Annotated in this window: 19 protein-coding genes; 7 read left to right on the forward strand and 12 right to left on the reverse strand. The window is 62.4% G+C overall.

Going from position 1 to position 16196, the window contains the following annotated elements; genetic code table 11:
* Window positions 1-2 precede the first annotated feature (2 nt).
* From YUO_RS0109440 to YUO_RS46120, 4 genes are all read right to left on the reverse strand, one after another.
* Complete coding sequence (locus YUO_RS0109440; RefSeq protein ID WP_028347024.1) at window positions 3-275, reverse strand: hypothetical protein; 273 nt, start codon at window positions 273-275, stop codon at window positions 3-5.
* 13 nt (window positions 276-288) lie between these two features.
* Window positions 289-774, reverse strand: a complete 486-nt coding sequence (gene bfr / locus YUO_RS0109445; RefSeq protein WP_028347025.1) for a bacterioferritin — start codon at window positions 772-774, stop codon at window positions 289-291.
* A gap of 139 nt (window positions 775-913) precedes the next feature.
* Window positions 914-1189 carry a (2Fe-2S)-binding protein gene (locus tag YUO_RS0109450; protein WP_028347026.1) on the reverse strand — a complete coding sequence of 92 codons (276 nt, stop codon included), beginning with the start codon at window positions 1187-1189 and terminating at the stop codon, window positions 914-916.
* Window positions 1190-1219: 30 nt separating this feature from the next.
* On the reverse strand, window positions 1220-1399 hold the full coding sequence (locus YUO_RS46120) for a hypothetical protein (protein ID WP_156908563.1): 180 nt from the start codon (window positions 1397-1399) through the stop codon (window positions 1220-1222).
* A gap of 233 nt (window positions 1400-1632) precedes the next feature.
* Here YUO_RS46120 and YUO_RS0109455 point away from each other — a divergent pair, with 233 nt between their 5' ends.
* The gene (locus tag YUO_RS0109455) at window positions 1633-1944 is read left to right on the forward strand and encodes a hypothetical protein (protein WP_028347027.1); all 312 of its coding nucleotides are present in this window, start codon (window positions 1633-1635) and stop codon (window positions 1942-1944) included.
* 231 nt (window positions 1945-2175) lie between these two features.
* Window positions 2176-2448, forward strand: a complete 273-nt coding sequence (locus tag YUO_RS0109460; RefSeq protein WP_028347028.1) for a hypothetical protein — start codon at window positions 2176-2178, stop codon at window positions 2446-2448.
* 624 nt (window positions 2449-3072) lie between these two features.
* Here YUO_RS0109460 and YUO_RS0109465 read toward each other — a convergent pair.
* The 3 genes from YUO_RS0109465 to ettA form a co-directional block, all read right to left on the reverse strand.
* Window positions 3073-4341, reverse strand: a complete 1269-nt coding sequence (locus tag YUO_RS0109465) for a lytic murein transglycosylase (protein WP_051379344.1) — start codon at window positions 4339-4341, stop codon at window positions 3073-3075.
* Window positions 4341-4931 (reverse strand): TIGR00645 family protein, encoded by a 591-nt coding sequence (locus YUO_RS0109470; protein WP_028347030.1) that lies wholly within the window; start codon window positions 4929-4931, stop codon window positions 4341-4343. Before YUO_RS0109470 ends, YUO_RS0109465 begins: the two co-directional genes overlap by 1 nt.
* Before the next feature lie 126 nt (window positions 4932-5057).
* Window positions 5058-6707, reverse strand: coding sequence for an energy-dependent translational throttle protein EttA (ettA, locus tag YUO_RS0109475; RefSeq protein ID WP_028347031.1), 1650 nt, complete (start codon window positions 6705-6707; stop codon window positions 5058-5060).
* A 230-nt stretch (window positions 6708-6937) separates the two neighbouring features.
* On the opposite strand from ettA, the gene YUO_RS0109480 reads away from it, so the two are divergent.
* The gene (locus YUO_RS0109480; protein WP_028347032.1) at window positions 6938-7132 is read left to right on the forward strand and encodes a hypothetical protein; all 195 of its coding nucleotides are present in this window, start codon (window positions 6938-6940) and stop codon (window positions 7130-7132) included.
* 142 nt (window positions 7133-7274) lie between these two features.
* Window positions 7275-8234, forward strand: coding sequence for a D-2-hydroxyacid dehydrogenase family protein (locus tag YUO_RS0109485; RefSeq protein ID WP_028347033.1), 960 nt, complete (start codon window positions 7275-7277; stop codon window positions 8232-8234).
* Window positions 8235-8391: 157 nt separating this feature from the next.
* Here the strand turns inward: YUO_RS0109485 and YUO_RS0109490 are convergent, their stop codons facing one another.
* Window positions 8392-9345 (reverse strand): NAD-dependent epimerase/dehydratase family protein, encoded by a 954-nt coding sequence (locus YUO_RS0109490; RefSeq protein ID WP_028347034.1) that lies wholly within the window; start codon window positions 9343-9345, stop codon window positions 8392-8394.
* A 193-nt stretch (window positions 9346-9538) separates the two neighbouring features.
* A complete protein-coding gene (locus tag YUO_RS0109495) occupies window positions 9539-10897 on the reverse strand; it encodes a L,D-transpeptidase (RefSeq protein ID WP_028347035.1) in 1359 nt (452 codons plus the stop codon).
* 363 nt (window positions 10898-11260) lie between these two features.
* On the opposite strand from YUO_RS0109495, the gene YUO_RS43750 reads away from it, so the two are divergent.
* Window positions 11261-12127, forward strand: a complete 867-nt coding sequence (locus YUO_RS43750; protein WP_051379345.1) for a hypothetical protein — start codon at window positions 11261-11263, stop codon at window positions 12125-12127.
* Window positions 12128-12134: 7 nt separating this feature from the next.
* Here YUO_RS43750 and sseA read toward each other — a convergent pair whose 3' ends face one another.
* From sseA to YUO_RS0109520, 3 genes are all read right to left on the reverse strand, one after another.
* Window positions 12135-12989 carry a 3-mercaptopyruvate sulfurtransferase gene (sseA, locus tag YUO_RS0109510; RefSeq protein WP_028347036.1) on the reverse strand — a complete coding sequence of 285 codons (855 nt, stop codon included), beginning with the start codon at window positions 12987-12989 and terminating at the stop codon, window positions 12135-12137.
* A 125-nt stretch (window positions 12990-13114) separates the two neighbouring features.
* Entirely contained in the window at window positions 13115-13528 is a 414-nt protein-coding gene (locus YUO_RS0109515) for a rhodanese-like domain-containing protein (RefSeq protein ID WP_028347037.1), read from the reverse strand.
* A 144-nt stretch (window positions 13529-13672) separates the two neighbouring features.
* The gene (locus YUO_RS0109520; protein WP_028347038.1) at window positions 13673-14848 is read right to left on the reverse strand and encodes a vWA domain-containing protein; all 1176 of its coding nucleotides are present in this window, start codon (window positions 14846-14848) and stop codon (window positions 13673-13675) included.
* A 141-nt stretch (window positions 14849-14989) separates the two neighbouring features.
* On the opposite strand from YUO_RS0109520, the gene YUO_RS0109525 reads away from it, so the two are divergent.
* Both YUO_RS0109525 and YUO_RS0109530 read left to right on the forward strand, forming a co-directional pair.
* On the forward strand, window positions 14990-15232 hold the full coding sequence (locus YUO_RS0109525; RefSeq protein WP_028347039.1) for a GlsB/YeaQ/YmgE family stress response membrane protein: 243 nt from the start codon (window positions 14990-14992) through the stop codon (window positions 15230-15232).
* 99 nt (window positions 15233-15331) lie between these two features.
* The gene (locus tag YUO_RS0109530) at window positions 15332-16174 is read left to right on the forward strand and encodes an AAA family ATPase (protein WP_028347040.1); all 843 of its coding nucleotides are present in this window, start codon (window positions 15332-15334) and stop codon (window positions 16172-16174) included.
* Window positions 16175-16196: the final 22 nt, after the last annotated feature.

Below are 16196 nucleotides of genomic sequence, written 5' to 3' on the forward strand. Positions count from 1 at the left end.
CATCAAACTCCCCCATGGGTGTTCCCACATCGATCCATCGCAACGCACGGGGGCGTGAGCCAGACCAGGGCAACGAATGCCGCCGCCATGATCAGGGCGAACGCCCCCATCACAAAATCCTTCCACATTAGATAGCTGAGGAGAACAGCCAACGCGGCAAGCAAGAAAATGACGCTCCGCGTCGCCACCCGCCCGTTACGGGCGAGATTCACATATTGCGATCTCAGCTCCGCCAGTTCCTGCTCAAGCCGGGCAATTTCCTCGGCGTAGGCCATAGCGCGTCCTTGCTCAGTCCCCGTTCTCGAGGCCGCCGACGTGCTTCTGGGTGTAGAGCTCAAGCCCGATGCGCTGGATCAGGTCAAGCTGGGTTTCGAGGAAATCGATGTGATGTTCCTCATCCTTCATCACGCTCTCGAACAGGTCGCGAGAGACGTAATCCTTGACGCCATGGCAGAAGGTTGCGGCTTCCTGATAGAGCGCGCGCGCGGTCATCTCGGTTGCGAGATCGCATTCGATGATTTCCTTGACGTTCTGGCCGATGCGGAGCGGATCGAGCACCTGCATGTTGGGAAAGCCGTCGAGGAACAAAATCCGGTCGGTGAACTTGTCGGCGTGCTCCATCTCCTCGATGGATTCCTTGCGCCAGACCTTGGCAAATTCCAAAAGGCCCCAATTGTTCAGCAGCCGATAGTGCAGCCAGTACTGATTGATCGCGGTGAGCTCGCTGCGCAGGCCCTTGTTGAGATAGTCGATGACCTTGGGATCGCCCTGCATGGGTCCACTCCAATTTCCTCAGGCCGACGCGGCCTGACACTGTATTTAGAACGTTTCTAAATCAGTTTGGAGCCAAGAGCAACTGTTCCGCAAAAAAAGCGGTGGGGAACCGGGGAAATCGGGGGATTTCAGAGGGATTTCAGCAGGCCGCGAGGGCGAAGGCCGGAGCAGCTTCCTGCGCCGGCTCGTCATTGGCGGCCTGGCGCGTGTGTGGACAACCGTCGCAGCACTCCTTGGCGCAGGCGCCGAGCGCTTCATCGATGATGGTCTTGATGGTGCGTGCGCAGCGCCCGCATTCGGCGCTGCAACCGAGGCAACCGTAAATCTGTTTGGGATTTCGCGGCAGGTCCGAAGCTGCATTCACTGCATTACGGACATCGTGGTCGCTCAGGACGTTGCAGGAACAGACGATCATGAAACCGGTAGAACCCTTGGTGATGCCTGCTCATCGATATGGAAGAGAGCTGCGAGATGCAAAAGGAAAAGCCGCATTTTCAAGCAATTCCAAACTGATGCCGGGGAATTTCTGGAATGAATCTAAAAGACGGTGTTGCGGTAAATCAAATGGGCGCTGATTTCCCGGTGTTTCCGGCATCAGTCGCCGCCATGTCGCCGCCGTTGCCATCGCCTCCTCCGCTCAGCGCCCGCTAGCATGAATACCGCCATCGCGCTCATCGTCGTCGTGTCCTGCGTTCTCAAGGAAAAGTAGAGCATTTCGGTATCGTCGCACCGTGACCTGCCTCACTTCCCGTTTCGTCGCCCCGCCCTGCACGGCCGTTCATTGATCATTCAAGCGAAATGTGGAACTTTTGCCCGGACGGAACTTAACGTCGTTTGCTCCACGAGAAAGGTGAGGCCATGAAGAAGACATTAATGGCGCTCGGTGCCGCCGCCACGTTGGCCGTTTCGGCCGTGGCTGTTCCCGCTCCCGCCCAGGCGCAGCGCGGCGTTGCGGCGGGCGTCGCCGCCGGATTGATCGGCGGCGCTATTGTCGGCGGCGCGATTGCTTCGCAGAACGGCTACTATTACGGCCCGGGCTATTATGGGCCCGGTTATGGTGGCCCGGCCTATGTCGTCGATCCCGGCTACGGCGAGTCCTGCTTCTGGCAGCGACAGCGATTCTGGGATGGCTATGGCTGGCGGGTCCGCAACGTCAGGGTCTGCGACTAGCAGCCGTTCATCTTCATTAAAGTTGCGCTCAACACCCCGGAAAGCCAGTGCTTTTCCGGGGTGCATGCGATTTCCGGCCCGAAAAAGACCGCTTTTTTCGGCGACCGTTTGAAGACGTTTACTTTCGATTGACCCATGTGCGCTTTTTTAGCGAAGCGGCAGTTCGAAACAGCGTGTGAGTCATCCCCTAAACCCGGCGCCCGAAGGCGTCACTCCAGGAGAGCCCAAGACATGAAGAAGACATTTGCTGCCTTCGTCGCGGTCGCAACGATTGCCGGTTCGCTTGCCTCGACGCCCGCGAACGCACAGCGTGGCGTTGCCGCTGGCGTTGCAGCCGGCTTGCTCGGCGGCGCGATCATCGGCGGTGCAATCGCCTCCAGCCGCCCGGCTTACGGCGGTCCGGTGTATGTGGAAGAGGCGCCCTATCCGGCGTGCCGCATGGTTCGCGAGCGCTTCTGGGATGGCTACGACTGGCGCTATCGCCGCGTCGAAGTCTGCCACTGATCTGATCGATCGGCGCGCGAGCCGCGCGTGATCAAGAGCCCGGCCGAGATCTCGGCCGGGTTTTTTCTTTGTGACGACGTAGGCTACTGTCCGTATTCCGAGGCCCGTGTCCAAGTTTGAAGTTACCAGTATTCCAATTTAACGAATCGTGTGGTCTCATCCACGTTCAACAATGGGTTGAGACATGCGATTTCTGTTTTCGGTTGCCCTAGTATTCGTCGCGACCGCTGCGCAGGCCGATAGTTGCCAGCAAATCGGTAACTTCGTTAGTTGCGACAACGGTCTCTCAGGCCAGAAGATTGGAAATTTCACCTATTGGAGTGATGGGACTTCATCCCAGCGCACAGAAAATTTCATTTACAACAGCGATGGCTCAAGTTCTCAGAGAATCGGAAATTTCAACTACTACAGTGACGGCACCAGCTCCCAAACAATTGGGAACTTCACCTACTTCAGCGACGGCCGTACGTGCCAACGCATAGGGAATCAAACTTACTGCAACTAGGTCTTCGAAGAGACCGCCCCAGTCCTGTAGCCGAGGTGAGGCAGCGACGTCCGGGGATGACGCCGGCACCGCTCCCGGATATCGCCGGCCCTCATCCGGCTACGATGTCTACGACGTAGTCAGCGCCCTCCACTCATCGAACGCAGCACCGCTTCGCTCGGCCAGCAATCGACCTTGAGGCCCGCCGACTTCTGATACGCGCCCAATGCCGCACGGGTCTGCATGCCCGCCTTGCCGTCGAGCTTGTCCTTGTAGAGACCGATGCGCGTCAAATGACGCTGCATGGCCTCCACATCGGCGGAGCGCAACTGCGTCGAGGCCGACCACGGTGTTGCGAACGGCAGCGGGCTCGTCATGCGGTCGGCGACATGGCCGACGAACAGCACATACAGATCGGAGAAATTGTATTCCTTGATGACGAAATAGTTCTTCGTCGTGAGGAACGACGGGCCGTGGATGCCCTCCACCTGCAATAGCGAGGCCGGCTGCGCCTGTTCGGCCGCACTCAGCTTTTGTCCGCGCACCGGCACAAAGCCGGCGCGCAGCCATTCGGCGATCGGCTTCGTCACCTCGGGCACGCCGATGGTGCAATCGACATTGGCGGGCGCCTTGACCTCATAGGCCCAGCGCACGCCCGGCTGCCAGCCCTTGTTAACGAGCTGCCGCGCGGCGGAGGCCAGCGCGTCCGGCACCGAGTGCCAGATGTCGATCCGGCCGTCGCCGTCGAGATCGACACCGTGATTGTAATATTCGGAGGGTAGAAATTGCGTGTAGCCGGTGGCGCCGGCCCAGGACGAACGAAAATCCTTGCGCGCCACGGCGCCCTCGCCGAGCAGCTTCAGCGCCTGGATGAATTCGGTGCGGTACTGGTCCTTGCGGCGGCCGACATAGGCCTGCGTCGCGACCACGCGCAGCGTGTCGTAAGGCAGCCGGTAGCGGCCGTAGTCGGTCTCGCGGCCCCAGATCGCGAGCACGATGCTTGCGGGAACGCCGAAGCGCCTTTCGATTTCGGTGAGGGCTGCGCGATGCTTCTGCATCAGCTTTTGCCCTTCGACCGCCAGCCGCGCGATGGAAGCTTCCTTCAGATAGTCGGCCGGCACCTGCACAAACTCGGCTTGCGCCGGCGCGCCGGTGGGGGGCCGGCCGGGCAGCAAGAGATCGGGCAGTTTGTAGTCGGGCTCCAGTCCCTGCGTCTCGCGATCAAACGTCGCGCGCGATACGCCGGCTGCCTGCGCCTCCGGCCATAGCGAGGCGATGAACTGGGTGAAGGCGGCGTCGGCGGAGAACGCCGGTTGCGACGCGCTGAGCGTCACCGCAGTCACTATCAGAACTGCGGCAGCCGCCCTCGTTCGCGAAGCTGAAAATCCGATGATCGACAGGCTGCCCATCAATGCGAAGTGGCGCGCTTTGCTTCGTCGATAGCCATGTTCGACACCCGGTCGACATAGGCAATGCCGATGGCCGACAGAATGAAGACCGTGTGAATGATGGTCTGCCACATCACTCCGGTTTCGGTGTAGACGCTTTTTCCCGACGCCAGTGCACCGGCCTCGATGAAGGTGCGCAAGAGATGGATCGAGGAGATGCCGATGATCGCCATCGCCAGCTTGATCTTGAGCACGCTGGCGTTGACATGGCTGAGCCATTCCGGCTCGTCGGGATGGCCCTGCAGGTTGAGACGGGAGACGAAGGTCTCATAACCGCCGACGATCACCATCACCAGCAGGTTCGAGATCATGACGACGTCGATCAGGCCCAGCACCGCCAGCATGATCTGCTGCTCGCTGAAATCGAAGGCATGGGCGAACAGATGCCACAGCTCCTTCAGAAACAGCACGACATAGACGCCTTGCGCAACGATCAGACCGACGTAAAGCGGCAATTGCAGCCACCGCGAGCCGAAGATCAGCATCGGAACAGGACGCAATGCCTTCCCCTTACCTTTCGGCGGCAAGGGTGTTTCGGGGGTAAGGGACATCAGGGATAGCTCGCTCAGGATCGGAATTGCGGAACAAGGCCTATATCTACGCACTGTCACCGCCGTGTGAAGCGACAACTGGCCGCAGCACAAGCGGGACACTAATCATGCAATCGCCCGATTGGTTCACCTCGTCAGCTTCTTGTACTTCACGCGATGCGGAATGATGCTGTCCTGGCCGAGCCGGCGCATCTTGTCTTTTTCGTAATCCTGGAAGTTGCCTTCGAACCATTCGACATGGCTGTCGCCTTCGAAGGACAGGATGTGGGTGGCGATACGGTCGAGGAACCAGCGATCGTGGCTGATGATGACGGCGCAGCCGGCGAAATCCTCCAGCGCCTCTTCCAGCGCGCGCAGCGTATCGACGTCGAGGTCGTTGGTCGGTTCGTCGAGCAGCAGCACGTTGGCGCCTGATTTGAGCATCTTGGCCAGATGCACGCGGTTGCGCTCACCGCCTGACAGCGCGCCGACCTTCTTCTGCTGGTCGGCGCCCTTGAAATTGAACGACGAGCAATAGCCGCGTGAATTGACCTCGCGCTTGCCGAGCAGGATCAGTTCGTTGCCGCCGGAAATCTCTTCCCACACCGTCTTCTTGCCATCGAGGTCGTCGCGCGACTGGTCGACGTAGCCGAGGTGCACGCTCTCGCCGACGGTGATGGTGCCCTTGTCCGGCTTTTCCTGCCCGGTGATCATGCGGAACAGCGTGGTCTTGCCGGCACCGTTGGGGCCGATCACGCCGACAATGCCGCCCGGCGGCAGCTTGAAAGTGAGATCCTCGATCAGCACGCGGTCGCCGAACGCCTTGGTGAGCCCTTCGAAATCGACCACGTTCTGGCCGAGGCGCTCGGCCACGGGAATGGTGATCTGCGCAGTCTGCGTCTGCTTCTCGCTCGCCTGCTTGAGCAATTCCTCATAGCGCTGATAGCGCGCCTTGGACTTGGCCTGGCGTGCCTTCGGTGAGGACGCGATCCATTCCTGCTCGCGGGCCAGCGTCTTCTGGTGCGCGGCCTCCTCGCGGCCCTCCTGCTCGAGGCGCTTCTGCTTCTGCACCAGCCAGGACGAATAATTGCCCTCGTAGGGAATGCCGCGGCCGCGGTCGAGCTCGAGAATCCAGCCCGTGACATTGTCGAGGAAGTAGCGGTCGTGGGTCACGATCAGGATCGCGCCGGGATAATTGCGCAGGTGGCCTTCCAGCCACGACACCGACTCGGCATCGAGGTGGTTGGTCGGTTCGTCCAGCAGCAGCAGCTCCGGCTGGTCCAGCAACAGACGGCACAGCGCGACGCGGCGGCGCTCGCCGCCGGAGAGTTTTGTCACGTCGGAATCGTCGGGCGGACAGCGCAGCGCGTCCATCGCCTGGTCGACCTTGCTGTCGAGATCCCAGAGGCTCGCGGCCTCGATCTCGTCCTGCAATTTGGTCATCTCGTCGGCGGTTTCGTCCGAATAGTTCATCGCCAGCTCGTTGTAGCGATCGAGGATCGCCTTCTGCTTGGCGACGCCCTGCATGACGTTTTCGCGGACGGTAAGCGCAGGGTCCAGGTGCGGCTCCTGCTCGAGGTAGCCGACGCGGGCGCCCTCGGCGACCCAGGCCTCGCCGGTGTATTCCTTGTCGAGGCCGGCCATAATCTTGAGCAGGGTCGACTTACCGGAACCGTTGACGCCGAGCACGCCGATCTTGGCGTCCGGGTAGAAGCTCAGATGGATGTTATCGAGCACCTTTCGGGTCGGGTAGCTCTTGGTCAGACCCTGCATGAAATAGATGAATTGGCGAGCCATCGCGATCCTTGGAATCGTTGGATTTTACGGAAATTTGCTGCCGCTGATGTAGCGGCGCGGCCCCCAAAGGGCAACCGCGGCGGGACGTTTTCCATCCGTTCACCACGGATCAATACGGGATCGTCACTATGTCCGCCGAGATCCCGACAATTGAAACTATCTTTTAATAGATCAGGCGAAAACTCGTTTTCAGCGCCGAAAAAGGCGTCTTGAAAACAAGGGCCCGCGTCATGGCTACGATCGGTTCGGCATCCCTTTCCGCCCCGGCTCATGTAAGCGCCGGACTGGCAAAACCGTTGGCAGAGCTCCGCGCTTTCTGGCGCCAGTTCGTGGCCAAGGCGTTCAACCCTTACCGCCCGGAACTGCACTATATGCGCGGCCCGGGACCGGCCTGGCGTGCCAAGCATCTCGGCCAATTGAGCTGAGATTTCCTGGCTTTTGAGCCTGCCCGGCATTTGAGCCTGCCCTGCGTTTAGTCCGCTTGCGCCGCTACTGATTGCGCGCAACCATGGCGACCTTCCCGACGGCGTCTGCCGCCGTCATCCTCGCCATCAACGGACCTCTCAAATGACGCGGCTGCGCTGTGCAATCCTCGACGATTATCTCAATGTGGCGCTTAAGGTCGCCGACTGGCCCAAAGTCACCGACCGCATCGACGTCACGGTGTTCAACCAGCCGTTTGCCACGGCCGAAGCCGCAGCCGCGGCGCTCAAGGATTTCGAGATCATCTGCGCGATGCGCGAGCGCACCCCGTTCCCGCGCACCATGTTTGCAGGTCTGCCCAATCTAAAACTCCTGATCACCTCGGGCCTGCGCAATGCCGCCATCGATATGGAGGCCGCCAAGGACCACAAGGTGGTGCTGTGCGGCACGCAATGGGGCCGCGACCCGACCGCGCCGCTGACCATGGGTCTGATCCTGGAGCTGACCCGCAATATCGGCCGCGAGAACGCCCGAATGCATGCCGGCGAGCCGTTGCAGGCCCATGTCGGCATGGAGGTCGAAGGCCGCACGCTCGGGGTGATCGGCCTCGGCAAGCTCGGCACCAAAGTATCGAAACTGGCGCAGGCCTTCGGCATGAATGTGATCGCCTGGAGCCAGAACCTGACGGCTGAAAAATGCAAGGAAGTCGGCGTCACTTATGTGAGCAAGGAAGAGCTGTTCTCGACCGCCGACATCGTCACCATCCATGTGGTGCTGAGCCAACGCACGCGCGGGCTCGTGGGGCGTGATGACCTCGCGCGGATGAAACCAACCGCCTATCTCGTCAACTCCGCGCGCGGGCCGATCGTCGACGAAGGCGCGCTATTGGAAGCGCTGACGCAAAGGAAGATCGCAGGCGCCGGCATCGACGTGTTCTCGGTCGAGCCGCTGCCGGTCGACCATCCCTTCCGCAAGCTCGATAACATGGTGCTGACGCCGCATCTCGGCTACGTCACCGAAGACAGCTTTCGTAACCACTATCAGCAGATGGTCGAGGGCATCGATGCCTGGTTCAAGGGCGAGCCGAAGCAGCGGCTGGCTTAGTTTTACTGCGTCATAAATCCCTCATGGTGAGGAGCGCGGAACGCGCGTCTCGAACCATGAGGCCCCGTCTGTGGCCTACATCCTTCGAGACGCCCGCTTCTCGCGGGCTCCTCAGGATGAGGGGTTGAGAAGTTATGACGCAGTAGAACTAGAACCTTCAAGCTGCGTGCTGCGCGGTTGCGCCGCTGACGACCTCCGCAAATCCCTGACGCCACGACGGATGCGCCGGCTGCCAGCCCAGCTCGCGCCTGGCCTTGGCGTTAGAGCTTGCCTGCACCTCGGTCATCATCGAAACCAGGTGCTCGCCGGCGAACAACCGGCCAAGCCAGGCCGGCACGCGAATGGGGGGCCTCGCTCCGACCAGCGTGGCAAGCGCAGGCAGCCATTCGCCGACCGGCGCCGGTTCATCGTCGACGATGTTGTAGATTTCGCCTGATGTGCCGCGCTCGATGGCAGCAACGGTCGCGGCAGCCGCGTCATCGACGTGAATGAACGACCACATTCCGCCACCGCCGCCGATCAGCGGCACGCGGCGGCGGCGCACCTGTTCGATCATCGCACGCGACAGCATTCCCGTGTCCGGCCCGTAGAACGATCCATATCGCAAGACGATGCCTTCAAGATTCGCCGAGCTGGTGACGGCGTCCTCCAGATATTGAATCGCGTCCAGCGTGCGGCGCAGTTCCTCCGGCGGATCTAAATCGAGCGGATCGGCCTCGGCCTTGATCGGTTCGTAGGTCCAGCCACAGAAGCTCTGGGCGATGAAACGCTTCACGCCGGCCTCGCGTGCGGCCGCCAACAGAAAATCGGTGCCCTGCGTGCGCAATCGATTGGTGGTGGCGAACGCGCGATCGAAATGCCTGAGATCCGTGACCCCGGCGAGATCGGTCATCTCATCGATGATGACATCCGGCTTCGCTGCAAGCACTGCGGCGCGAATGGCCGGCGCGTCGAGCCCATCGGCGATCGCAGGTTCCGCGCCCATTCGTCGGATGATCGCGGCCTTCGCCGCCGTTCGCGTCGTACCAACGACGGAATGACCGGCCGCAATCAGGGCGGCAACTAGTGGACGGCCCACAGCGCCAGTGGCGCCTGCAACAAAGATCCGCATGGCAAATCCTCCTGCTACTGCCCCACAATTTCTGGCCGGCAGGTAGTCGAAGGAAATGTGAATTCAAGCGCGCGAATGTGGCTGAAGGCCCATCCGGACTTGTTCCGCAAAGGCCAGGCCGCATCGCGCGCGCATCGACACAAAAAAGGCGCGCCGTCGGCGCGTCTTCGAAACGTCGTTGTGACTGAGACTCTTACCGAATCGTGACCGGCGCGGGCAGCGGTGGCACTACCGCCGGCTGCGCACCGGCAGCGGGCGCCAGTTGGGCCTGCGCCGGTCGGGGGGCTGCTGCGGCAGCCTGGCCGCCAGCGGCGGGCGGCGGAGCGGCTGACGCGCTTGCGGTATTGGCGGGCGGGGGGCCGCCGGGCATCACCACCACGCGGGTACCGACCTTGGCGCGCTCGAACAGGTCCGAGACGTCCTCGTTCAGCATGCCGATACAGCCCGAGGATACGAACTTGCCGATCGTCGAAGGCTGGTTGGTGCCGTGGATGCGGTAGATGGTCGAACCCAGATACATTGCACGTGCGCCGAGCGGATTGCCGGGGCCACCGGCCATGAAGCGCGGCAGATAGGGCTGGCGCTCGATCATCTCGGTCGGCGGATGCCAGTCCGGCCACTCGGCCTTGCGGCTGATCTTCTGCACGCCGTTCCAGGTGAAGCCGTCGCGGCCGACGCGGACGCCGTAGCGGATCGCGCGTCCGCCACCGAGGACGTAATAGAGGTGGGTATTGGCGGTATCGACCACGATGGTGCCCGCGGGCTCCTTGGTCGTGAAGGCCACTTCCTGGCGGCGCAGATGCGGCGGAAGCTGCGCAGGGCCGACTTCCGGCTGCTCTTCCGGCGGCAGCGCGGCCAGTTGCACCGGCTTGCCATCAGCTCCAACGGCGGGTTGCTGCGACTGCGGGAGCGCGCCAGTGGCGGAGGGCGCGGCCGCCGGTGCGGCGCCGATGGCCCCCGGCGGGCGCAGGCCGGCGCGGTCGTCGTTCGGATAGACGATACCGGCGCCGGGAATGCGGCTATCGCCGCGATCCGAATAGACCGGCTGCTGCGCACCGGGCGGACGGTCCGCATAGATCACCGGCGGCGGACCGGCCGGGCGGCCGTAACGCGGATCGTCGGGCGAAAGGATCGGGCCCGTCGGCGTCGCTGCGCCACGGTCCGAATAGGCCGGGCCAGCGGCCGGACGGCCGTAGCGCGGGTCGTCCGGAGAAAGGATGGGGCCCGTGGGCATCGGCGTGCCGCGGTCCGAATAGACCGGGGCGGGCGCCGGGCGGCCATAGCGGGGATCGCTGGGCGACAGCACCGGGCCGGGCGACGGCAACGCCGCCGAACTCGGCGCGTTCGGCGCCTCGTCGTCCTCCAATGCGTCGAAATCAGGTTCGCCGGGGCGTCGTTCGTCAACCGCATAGCCACCGGGCACGTACGGTCCGGGCGCCGTCGAATAGACCTGGCCGGGAGCTGACGGATAGCTCTGCGCATGGGCGAGCGAAGTTCCCGCCATGCCAGCGGCAATGGCGGCACAAATCGTCAAAATGCGGTTGTTCATCATCGCCTTTGTATAGACCCCAAGCCCCACCGGACGGTTAACGGCAGATGACGGAAGATCGCGGCGCATTCAAGACAAATCCGCGAAATTCGGCCCAAACCAGTCATTTGTGATCGCAGCCAAGGTGCGTGTGATCGCAGCAAAGCTGCGGCAAAGATGCCTCAGGACGGCGGAAATCGCTGTCGGCGGGTGTGCGCGAACGTCGAACCGCAGATTTTGTAACAAAAAGCCGCCGGGCATTGAGATACTCTCAAATCGGCCTGATTCGCGCGCCCACCCTCCGCCGCGTCCGGCCCGCCCAGTGGTCACCGCGTTCCCTTAGCAAGCAATAACCCTCAGAGATCAAAGAGGGTGGAACCCGAGTCCATGCTTCCCGGCTTTCGTTTTTTGTTCATCGCGATCGTGCTGTCGATGTCGATCCTGGTTTTCGGTCTTGGCGCTGCCGCCCTGTTGCGGGCTGCGCATGAGGAATTCGCCAATCTTCCCTCGCGACGGGCGGCGCCCGAACCGATGTTCGCCCGCCCGAACGATGACCCGCTGCCGAGCCTAGCGTTGCTGCGCGTCGACCCACCCGTCGCGGAGAGGCCGGTCGACAATGTCCCGGCCGACAATGTCCCGACCGCCGCCGTTCCGGAAGCAGCCTCGGAGGCACCGACCGCGCAGACTCCAGACATCAGTCCGGCAGAGCCCGAGAAATTGGCTGCAGTGACGCCGGCAGAGTTGATGCCGACCGAAGCCGCCAGGGAAGCTGCCAAGGAAGCCGCCAGGGAAGCCGCCAAGCCGGGAGCGCCGGCGGCGGACACGATTGCGGAGACACCAGCCGCCCCGGCCTCCGCGGTCCAAACCGAGGCACCCGCTCCCGGTGCGGAAGTGACGCTCGTCGCCGTCCCTGAGCCGGAGCACACCGCCGCTGCCGCCTCGCCTCCCGCGGTGCCGGCAACGGACGCGCCCTCACTTGAAGACAACGCCGCCGTGACCAGGATCGCGACGCTCGGCGGTCCCGCCCTCATCGTCGATGAAAAGACATCGGCCAAGATCACGGAAGCCAAGACCACGGAAGCGAAGCCCGATCGCAGCGCCGTCAAGAAGCGGGCCGCGCAGCAGGCCCGGGAACGGCAGCGGATTGCGGTACGGCGGGCACGTCTGGCTCGCGAGGCAGCGCTGGCCCAACAGCAACTGCAGGCCAATCCGTTCGCGCAATTCCAGACCCCAACCCCGCGCGCGACGCGGTAGCGCTTGATCAAGCCGGGCCGGTTGCGACCGGCGGGCCATCGGCTGCGCCCCACTCCGTCCACGAGCCGTCATAGAGCGCCGGGTTCTCGACGCCGAGACGATAGAGCGCCAGCGTCAGCACGGCGGCGCTGACGCCGGATCCGCAACTCGTGACGATGGGTGCATCAAGCTTCACGCCGGCGCCTGAGAACGCCGCCCGCAACTCTTCGAGCGGCTTCATCGTGCCGGTCGCGGCGTCGAACAGATTGTTGTAGGGCAGGCTGAGGCTACCCGGGATGTGCCCGGAGCGAAGTCCCGGCCGCGGCTCGGCGACCTTGCCCTGATAGCGTTCATTGGCGCGCGCATCGATCACCTGCTCGGCGCGGCTCGCGAGGTTTTCGACCAATTGCTGCATGCTGCGCGTGCGCCGGGCATCGAACGTCGCCTTGAACGTCGAAGGCTTCGGCGTCACCTGCCCGCTCTCAACCTTGCGGCCTTCCATGACCCACTTCTTCAGGCCGCCATCGAGCACGCGCACGTCCTTGCCGAACGACAGGAACATCCACCACACCCGGGGTGCGGCGACCCAGCCGCCGGAATCATAGACCACGACCGTGTCGTCATTGCCGATCCCGAGCGCGCCGACGTCGCGGCCGAATTGCTCGGCGGAAGGAAACATATGCGGCAGCGGATTGGAATGGTCGGACACCGCATCGACGTCAAAGAACACCGCGCCCGGAATATGCGCGGCGAGATAGTCATCTTTCGGCAGCGGCATCACGCCCGGCATCTTGAACGAGGCGTCGACGATTTTGACGTTGGAATCGTTCAGGTGCGCGGCGAGCCATTCGGTGGTGACGAGCGGGTCAGTGGTGGTGGGCATAGTGCAAAATCCCTGCTGTCATTCCGGGGCACGCGAAACGTGAACTCAGGGGCGCGATTGCGCCCCTGAGAATCTCGAGATTCCGGGTCTGGTCCTTCGGACCATCCCGGAATGACGCGGAGAACTTAAGCCTTCTTCTTCGGCTCCCATTTCTCGACCGGGCCGCCGGCGTCGCGCCAGGCGGCGAAGCCGCCGCCCATATGCGCAACCGGCTTCAGGCCCATGTCCTGCGCGGTCTTGGCCGCGAGCGCCGAGCGCATGCCGCCGGCGCAATGGAAGATGAACTTCTTGTCCTCCTGGAAGATCGGCTTGGCATAGGGGCTTTGCGGATCGATCCAGAATTCCAGCATGCCGCGGGTGCAGGAGAACGCGCCGGGAATCTTGCCCTCGCGTTCGATCTCGCGGGGATCGCGGATATCGACGATCACGACGCCCGGATCCTGCGCGGCCTTGATGGCCTCAGCGGCGCTGACAGTCTCGATCTCGGCATTGGCTTCGTCGATCAGGGATTTGATGCCGCGGTGAATGGTCTGGGGCATTGATTGCGCCTTTCGTTGTTCTTGGCCCGTCATTCCGGGGCGCGCGCAGCGCGAACCCGGAATCTCGATCCGCAAAATAACCTCTAGATTCTCCGATGTGCAATTGCACATCGTAGTTCGCTTCGCGCCCCGGAATGACAGCGACTACCGCACCAATTCCTTCATCGCGGCTTCGAGGCCTTCGATCGTGATCGGGTACATGCGATCCGAAAGCAGCCGGCGGATGATGGTGGTGGATTCCGAATAGTCCCAGTGTTTCTGCGCCACCGGATTGAGCCACACCGTGTGCGGATAGGTGCGCGTGATGCGCTCCAGCCAGACCGCGCCGGCTTCCTCGTTCACATGCTCGACCGAGCCGCCCGGCACCATGATCTCATACGGTGACATCGAGGCGTCGCCGACGAACACCACCTTGTAGTCGTGCGGATATTTGTGCAGCACGTCCCATGTCGGCGTGCGGTCGGTGAAGCGACGCTTGTTCTGCTTCCACACGCCTTCATAGAGACAGTTGTGGAAGTAAAAATATTCCATGTGCTTGAACTCGGACTTCGCGGCCGAGAACAGCTCCTCGACCTGCTCGATATGGGAATCCATCGAGCCACCGATGTCGAAGAACACCAAAACCTTCACCGCATTGCGGCGCTCGGGGCGCATGTGCACGTCGAGATAGCCGTGGTTGGCGGTCTCCCTGATCGTGGTGTCCAAATCGAGTTCGTCGGGCGCGCCGGTGCGGGCGAATTTGCGCAGACGGCGCAGCGCGATCTTGATGTTGCGGATGCCGAGCTCGACATTGCCGTCGAGGTCCTTGAACTCGCGCTTGTCCCACACCTTCACCGCGCGGTTGTTGCGATTCTTCTCCTGCCCGATTCTGACGCCTTCGGGATTGTAGCCATAGGCACCGAACGGCGAGGTGCCGGCGGTGCCGATCCACTTGTTGCCGCCCTGATGACGGCCCTGCTGTTCCTTCAGGCGCTGGCGAAGCGTCTCCATGAGCTTGTCCCAGCCCATCGCCTCGATCTGCTTCTTCTCTTCCTCGGTGAGGTATTTTTCCGCGAGCTTCTTCAGCCATTCGGCGGGAATGTCTGCCTTCTCCATGGCATCCAGCAGGCTTTCCAGCCCCTTGAACACGGTGCCGAAGACGCGGTCGAACTTGTCGAGGTTGCGCTCGTCCTTCACCAAAGCGGCGCGGGAGAGATAGTAGAAATTCTCCACCGTCTGATCGGCGAGGTCGGCGTCGAGCGCCTCCATCAGCGTCAGATATTCGCGCAGCGTCACCGGGACCTGTGCGTCGCGCAACGATGTGAAGAATTGCAGGAACATGGGTTACAGATTGCCCGCCGGGCGGCACACGTCAAGGGCCAGAGCGTGTCAAAGTCCGGCGCATAGCTGTCAGACCTAGACCGGGTGGGTTTTTCAATTACAATCGACCTGTAAAAGGCTTATTCCAGCAGGGGAAATTCAATGGGAATCGTAGCGGCGCTGGTCATTGGCGGTATTGCGGGCTGGCTTGCCGGGTTGATCGTGCGCGGCGCAGGCTTCGGGCTGATCGGCAATATCGTGATCGGCATCATCGGCGCGCTGCTGGCGAGCTGGCTGTTGCCGCAGCTCGGCGTCAGCCTCGGCGCAGGCTGGATCCGCGATATCGTCAACGCCACCATCGGCGCGGTGATCATCCTGGTGATCCTGTCGCTGATCAGACGCTGAGGATAAGCACATCGATTGCAATCGCGACCGCCGGACCGGCGGTCGTTTACTGTTCACGCCGCGAGCGGCTGACGAACGAACAACAAGGCAAACGGATAGATGAAATTTACCGGCACCAAGGACTATGTCGCCACCGACGACCTCAAGGTCGCCGTCAACGCCTCGATCGTGCTCGAGCGCCCGCTGCTGATCAAGGGCGAGCCCGGCACCGGCAAGACCGTGCTGGCGGAAGAAGTTGCGAAAGCGCTCGGCGCGCCGCTTCTGACCTGGCACATCAAGTCGACCACCAAGGCGCAGCAGGGCCTTTACGAATACGACGCAGTGTCGCGCCTGCGCGACAGCCAGCTCGGCGACCCCCGCGTTTCTGACATCTCCAACTACATCAAGCGCGGCAAATTGTGGGAAGCCTTTACCCACGACAAGCGCCCGGTACTCCTGATCGACGAGATCGACAAGGCCGACATCGAGTTTCCGAACGACCTGTTGCTCGAACTCGATCGCATGGAGTTCTTCGTCTACGAGACCGGCGAGAACATCAAGGCGAGCCTGCGCCCGATCGTGATGATCACCTCGAACAACGAAAAGGAACTGCCGGACGCGTTCCTGCGCCGCTGCTTCTTCCACTACATCAAGTTTCCGGACGGCGACACCATGGGTCGGATCGTCGACGTGCACTTCCCCGGCATCAAGAAGCGTCTGGTGGAGGAAGCCTTGCGTATCTTCTTCGAGGTGCGCGAAGTGCCGGGGCTGAAGAAGAAGCCCTCGACCTCGGAGCTGCTCGACTGGCTCAAGCTCTTGCTGAACGAGGACATTACCCCGGAGATGCTGCGGGAGCGCGATCCGCGCAAGTTGATCCCGCCGCTGCATGGCGCACTTTTGAAGAACGAGCAGGACGTGCACCTGTTCGAGCGGCTGGCGTTTCTCAGCCGACGCGAAGTGTAATCGCTGACGACCGCGACGCCAG

Source organism: Bradyrhizobium murdochi, from assembly GCF_000472965.1.
GTDB lineage: Bacteria > Pseudomonadota > Alphaproteobacteria > Rhizobiales > Xanthobacteraceae > Bradyrhizobium > Bradyrhizobium murdochi.

Coding starts and splice junctions, on each gene's coding strand:
- YUO_RS0109495 (WP_028347035.1), bottom strand. CDS start 10,897: ATGATGAACAACCGCATTTTGACGATTTGTGCCGCCATTGCCGCTGGC.
- YUO_RS0109470 (WP_028347030.1), bottom strand. CDS start 4,931: ATGTCCCTTACCCCCGAAACACCCTTGCCGCCGAAAGGTAAGGGGAAG.
- YUO_RS0109440 (WP_028347024.1), bottom strand. CDS start 275: ATGGCCTACGCCGAGGAAATTGCCCGGCTTGAGCAGGAACTGGCGGAG.
- YUO_RS0109490 (WP_028347034.1), bottom strand. CDS start 9,345: ATGCGGATCTTTGTTGCAGGCGCCACTGGCGCTGTGGGCCGTCCACTA.
- YUO_RS0109525 (WP_028347039.1), top strand. CDS start 14,990: ATGGGAATCGTAGCGGCGCTGGTCATTGGCGGTATTGCGGGCTGGCTT.
- YUO_RS0109465 (WP_051379344.1), bottom strand. CDS start 4,341: ATGGGCAGCCTGTCGATCATCGGATTTTCAGCTTCGCGAACGAGGGCG.
- YUO_RS0109515 (WP_028347037.1), bottom strand. CDS start 13,528: ATGCCCCAGACCATTCACCGCGGCATCAAATCCCTGATCGACGAAGCC.
- YUO_RS43750 (WP_051379345.1), top strand. CDS start 11,261: ATGCTTCCCGGCTTTCGTTTTTTGTTCATCGCGATCGTGCTGTCGATG.
- sseA (WP_028347036.1), bottom strand. CDS start 12,989: ATGCCCACCACCACTGACCCGCTCGTCACCACCGAATGGCTCGCCGCG.
- YUO_RS0109520 (WP_028347038.1), bottom strand. CDS start 14,848: ATGTTCCTGCAATTCTTCACATCGTTGCGCGACGCACAGGTCCCGGTG.
- YUO_RS0109460 (WP_028347028.1), top strand. CDS start 2,176: ATGAAGAAGACATTTGCTGCCTTCGTCGCGGTCGCAACGATTGCCGGT.
- YUO_RS0109450 (WP_028347026.1), bottom strand. CDS start 1,189: ATGATCGTCTGTTCCTGCAACGTCCTGAGCGACCACGATGTCCGTAAT.
- ettA (WP_028347031.1), bottom strand. CDS start 6,707: ATGGCTCGCCAATTCATCTATTTCATGCAGGGTCTGACCAAGAGCTAC.
- bfr (WP_028347025.1), bottom strand. CDS start 774: ATGCAGGGCGATCCCAAGGTCATCGACTATCTCAACAAGGGCCTGCGC.
- YUO_RS0109480 (WP_028347032.1), top strand. CDS start 6,938: ATGGCTACGATCGGTTCGGCATCCCTTTCCGCCCCGGCTCATGTAAGC.
- YUO_RS46120 (WP_156908563.1), bottom strand. CDS start 1,399: ATGGCAACGGCGGCGACATGGCGGCGACTGATGCCGGAAACACCGGGA.
- YUO_RS0109485 (WP_028347033.1), top strand. CDS start 7,275: ATGACGCGGCTGCGCTGTGCAATCCTCGACGATTATCTCAATGTGGCG.
- YUO_RS0109455 (WP_028347027.1), top strand. CDS start 1,633: ATGAAGAAGACATTAATGGCGCTCGGTGCCGCCGCCACGTTGGCCGTT.
- YUO_RS0109530 (WP_028347040.1), top strand. CDS start 15,332: ATGAAATTTACCGGCACCAAGGACTATGTCGCCACCGACGACCTCAAG.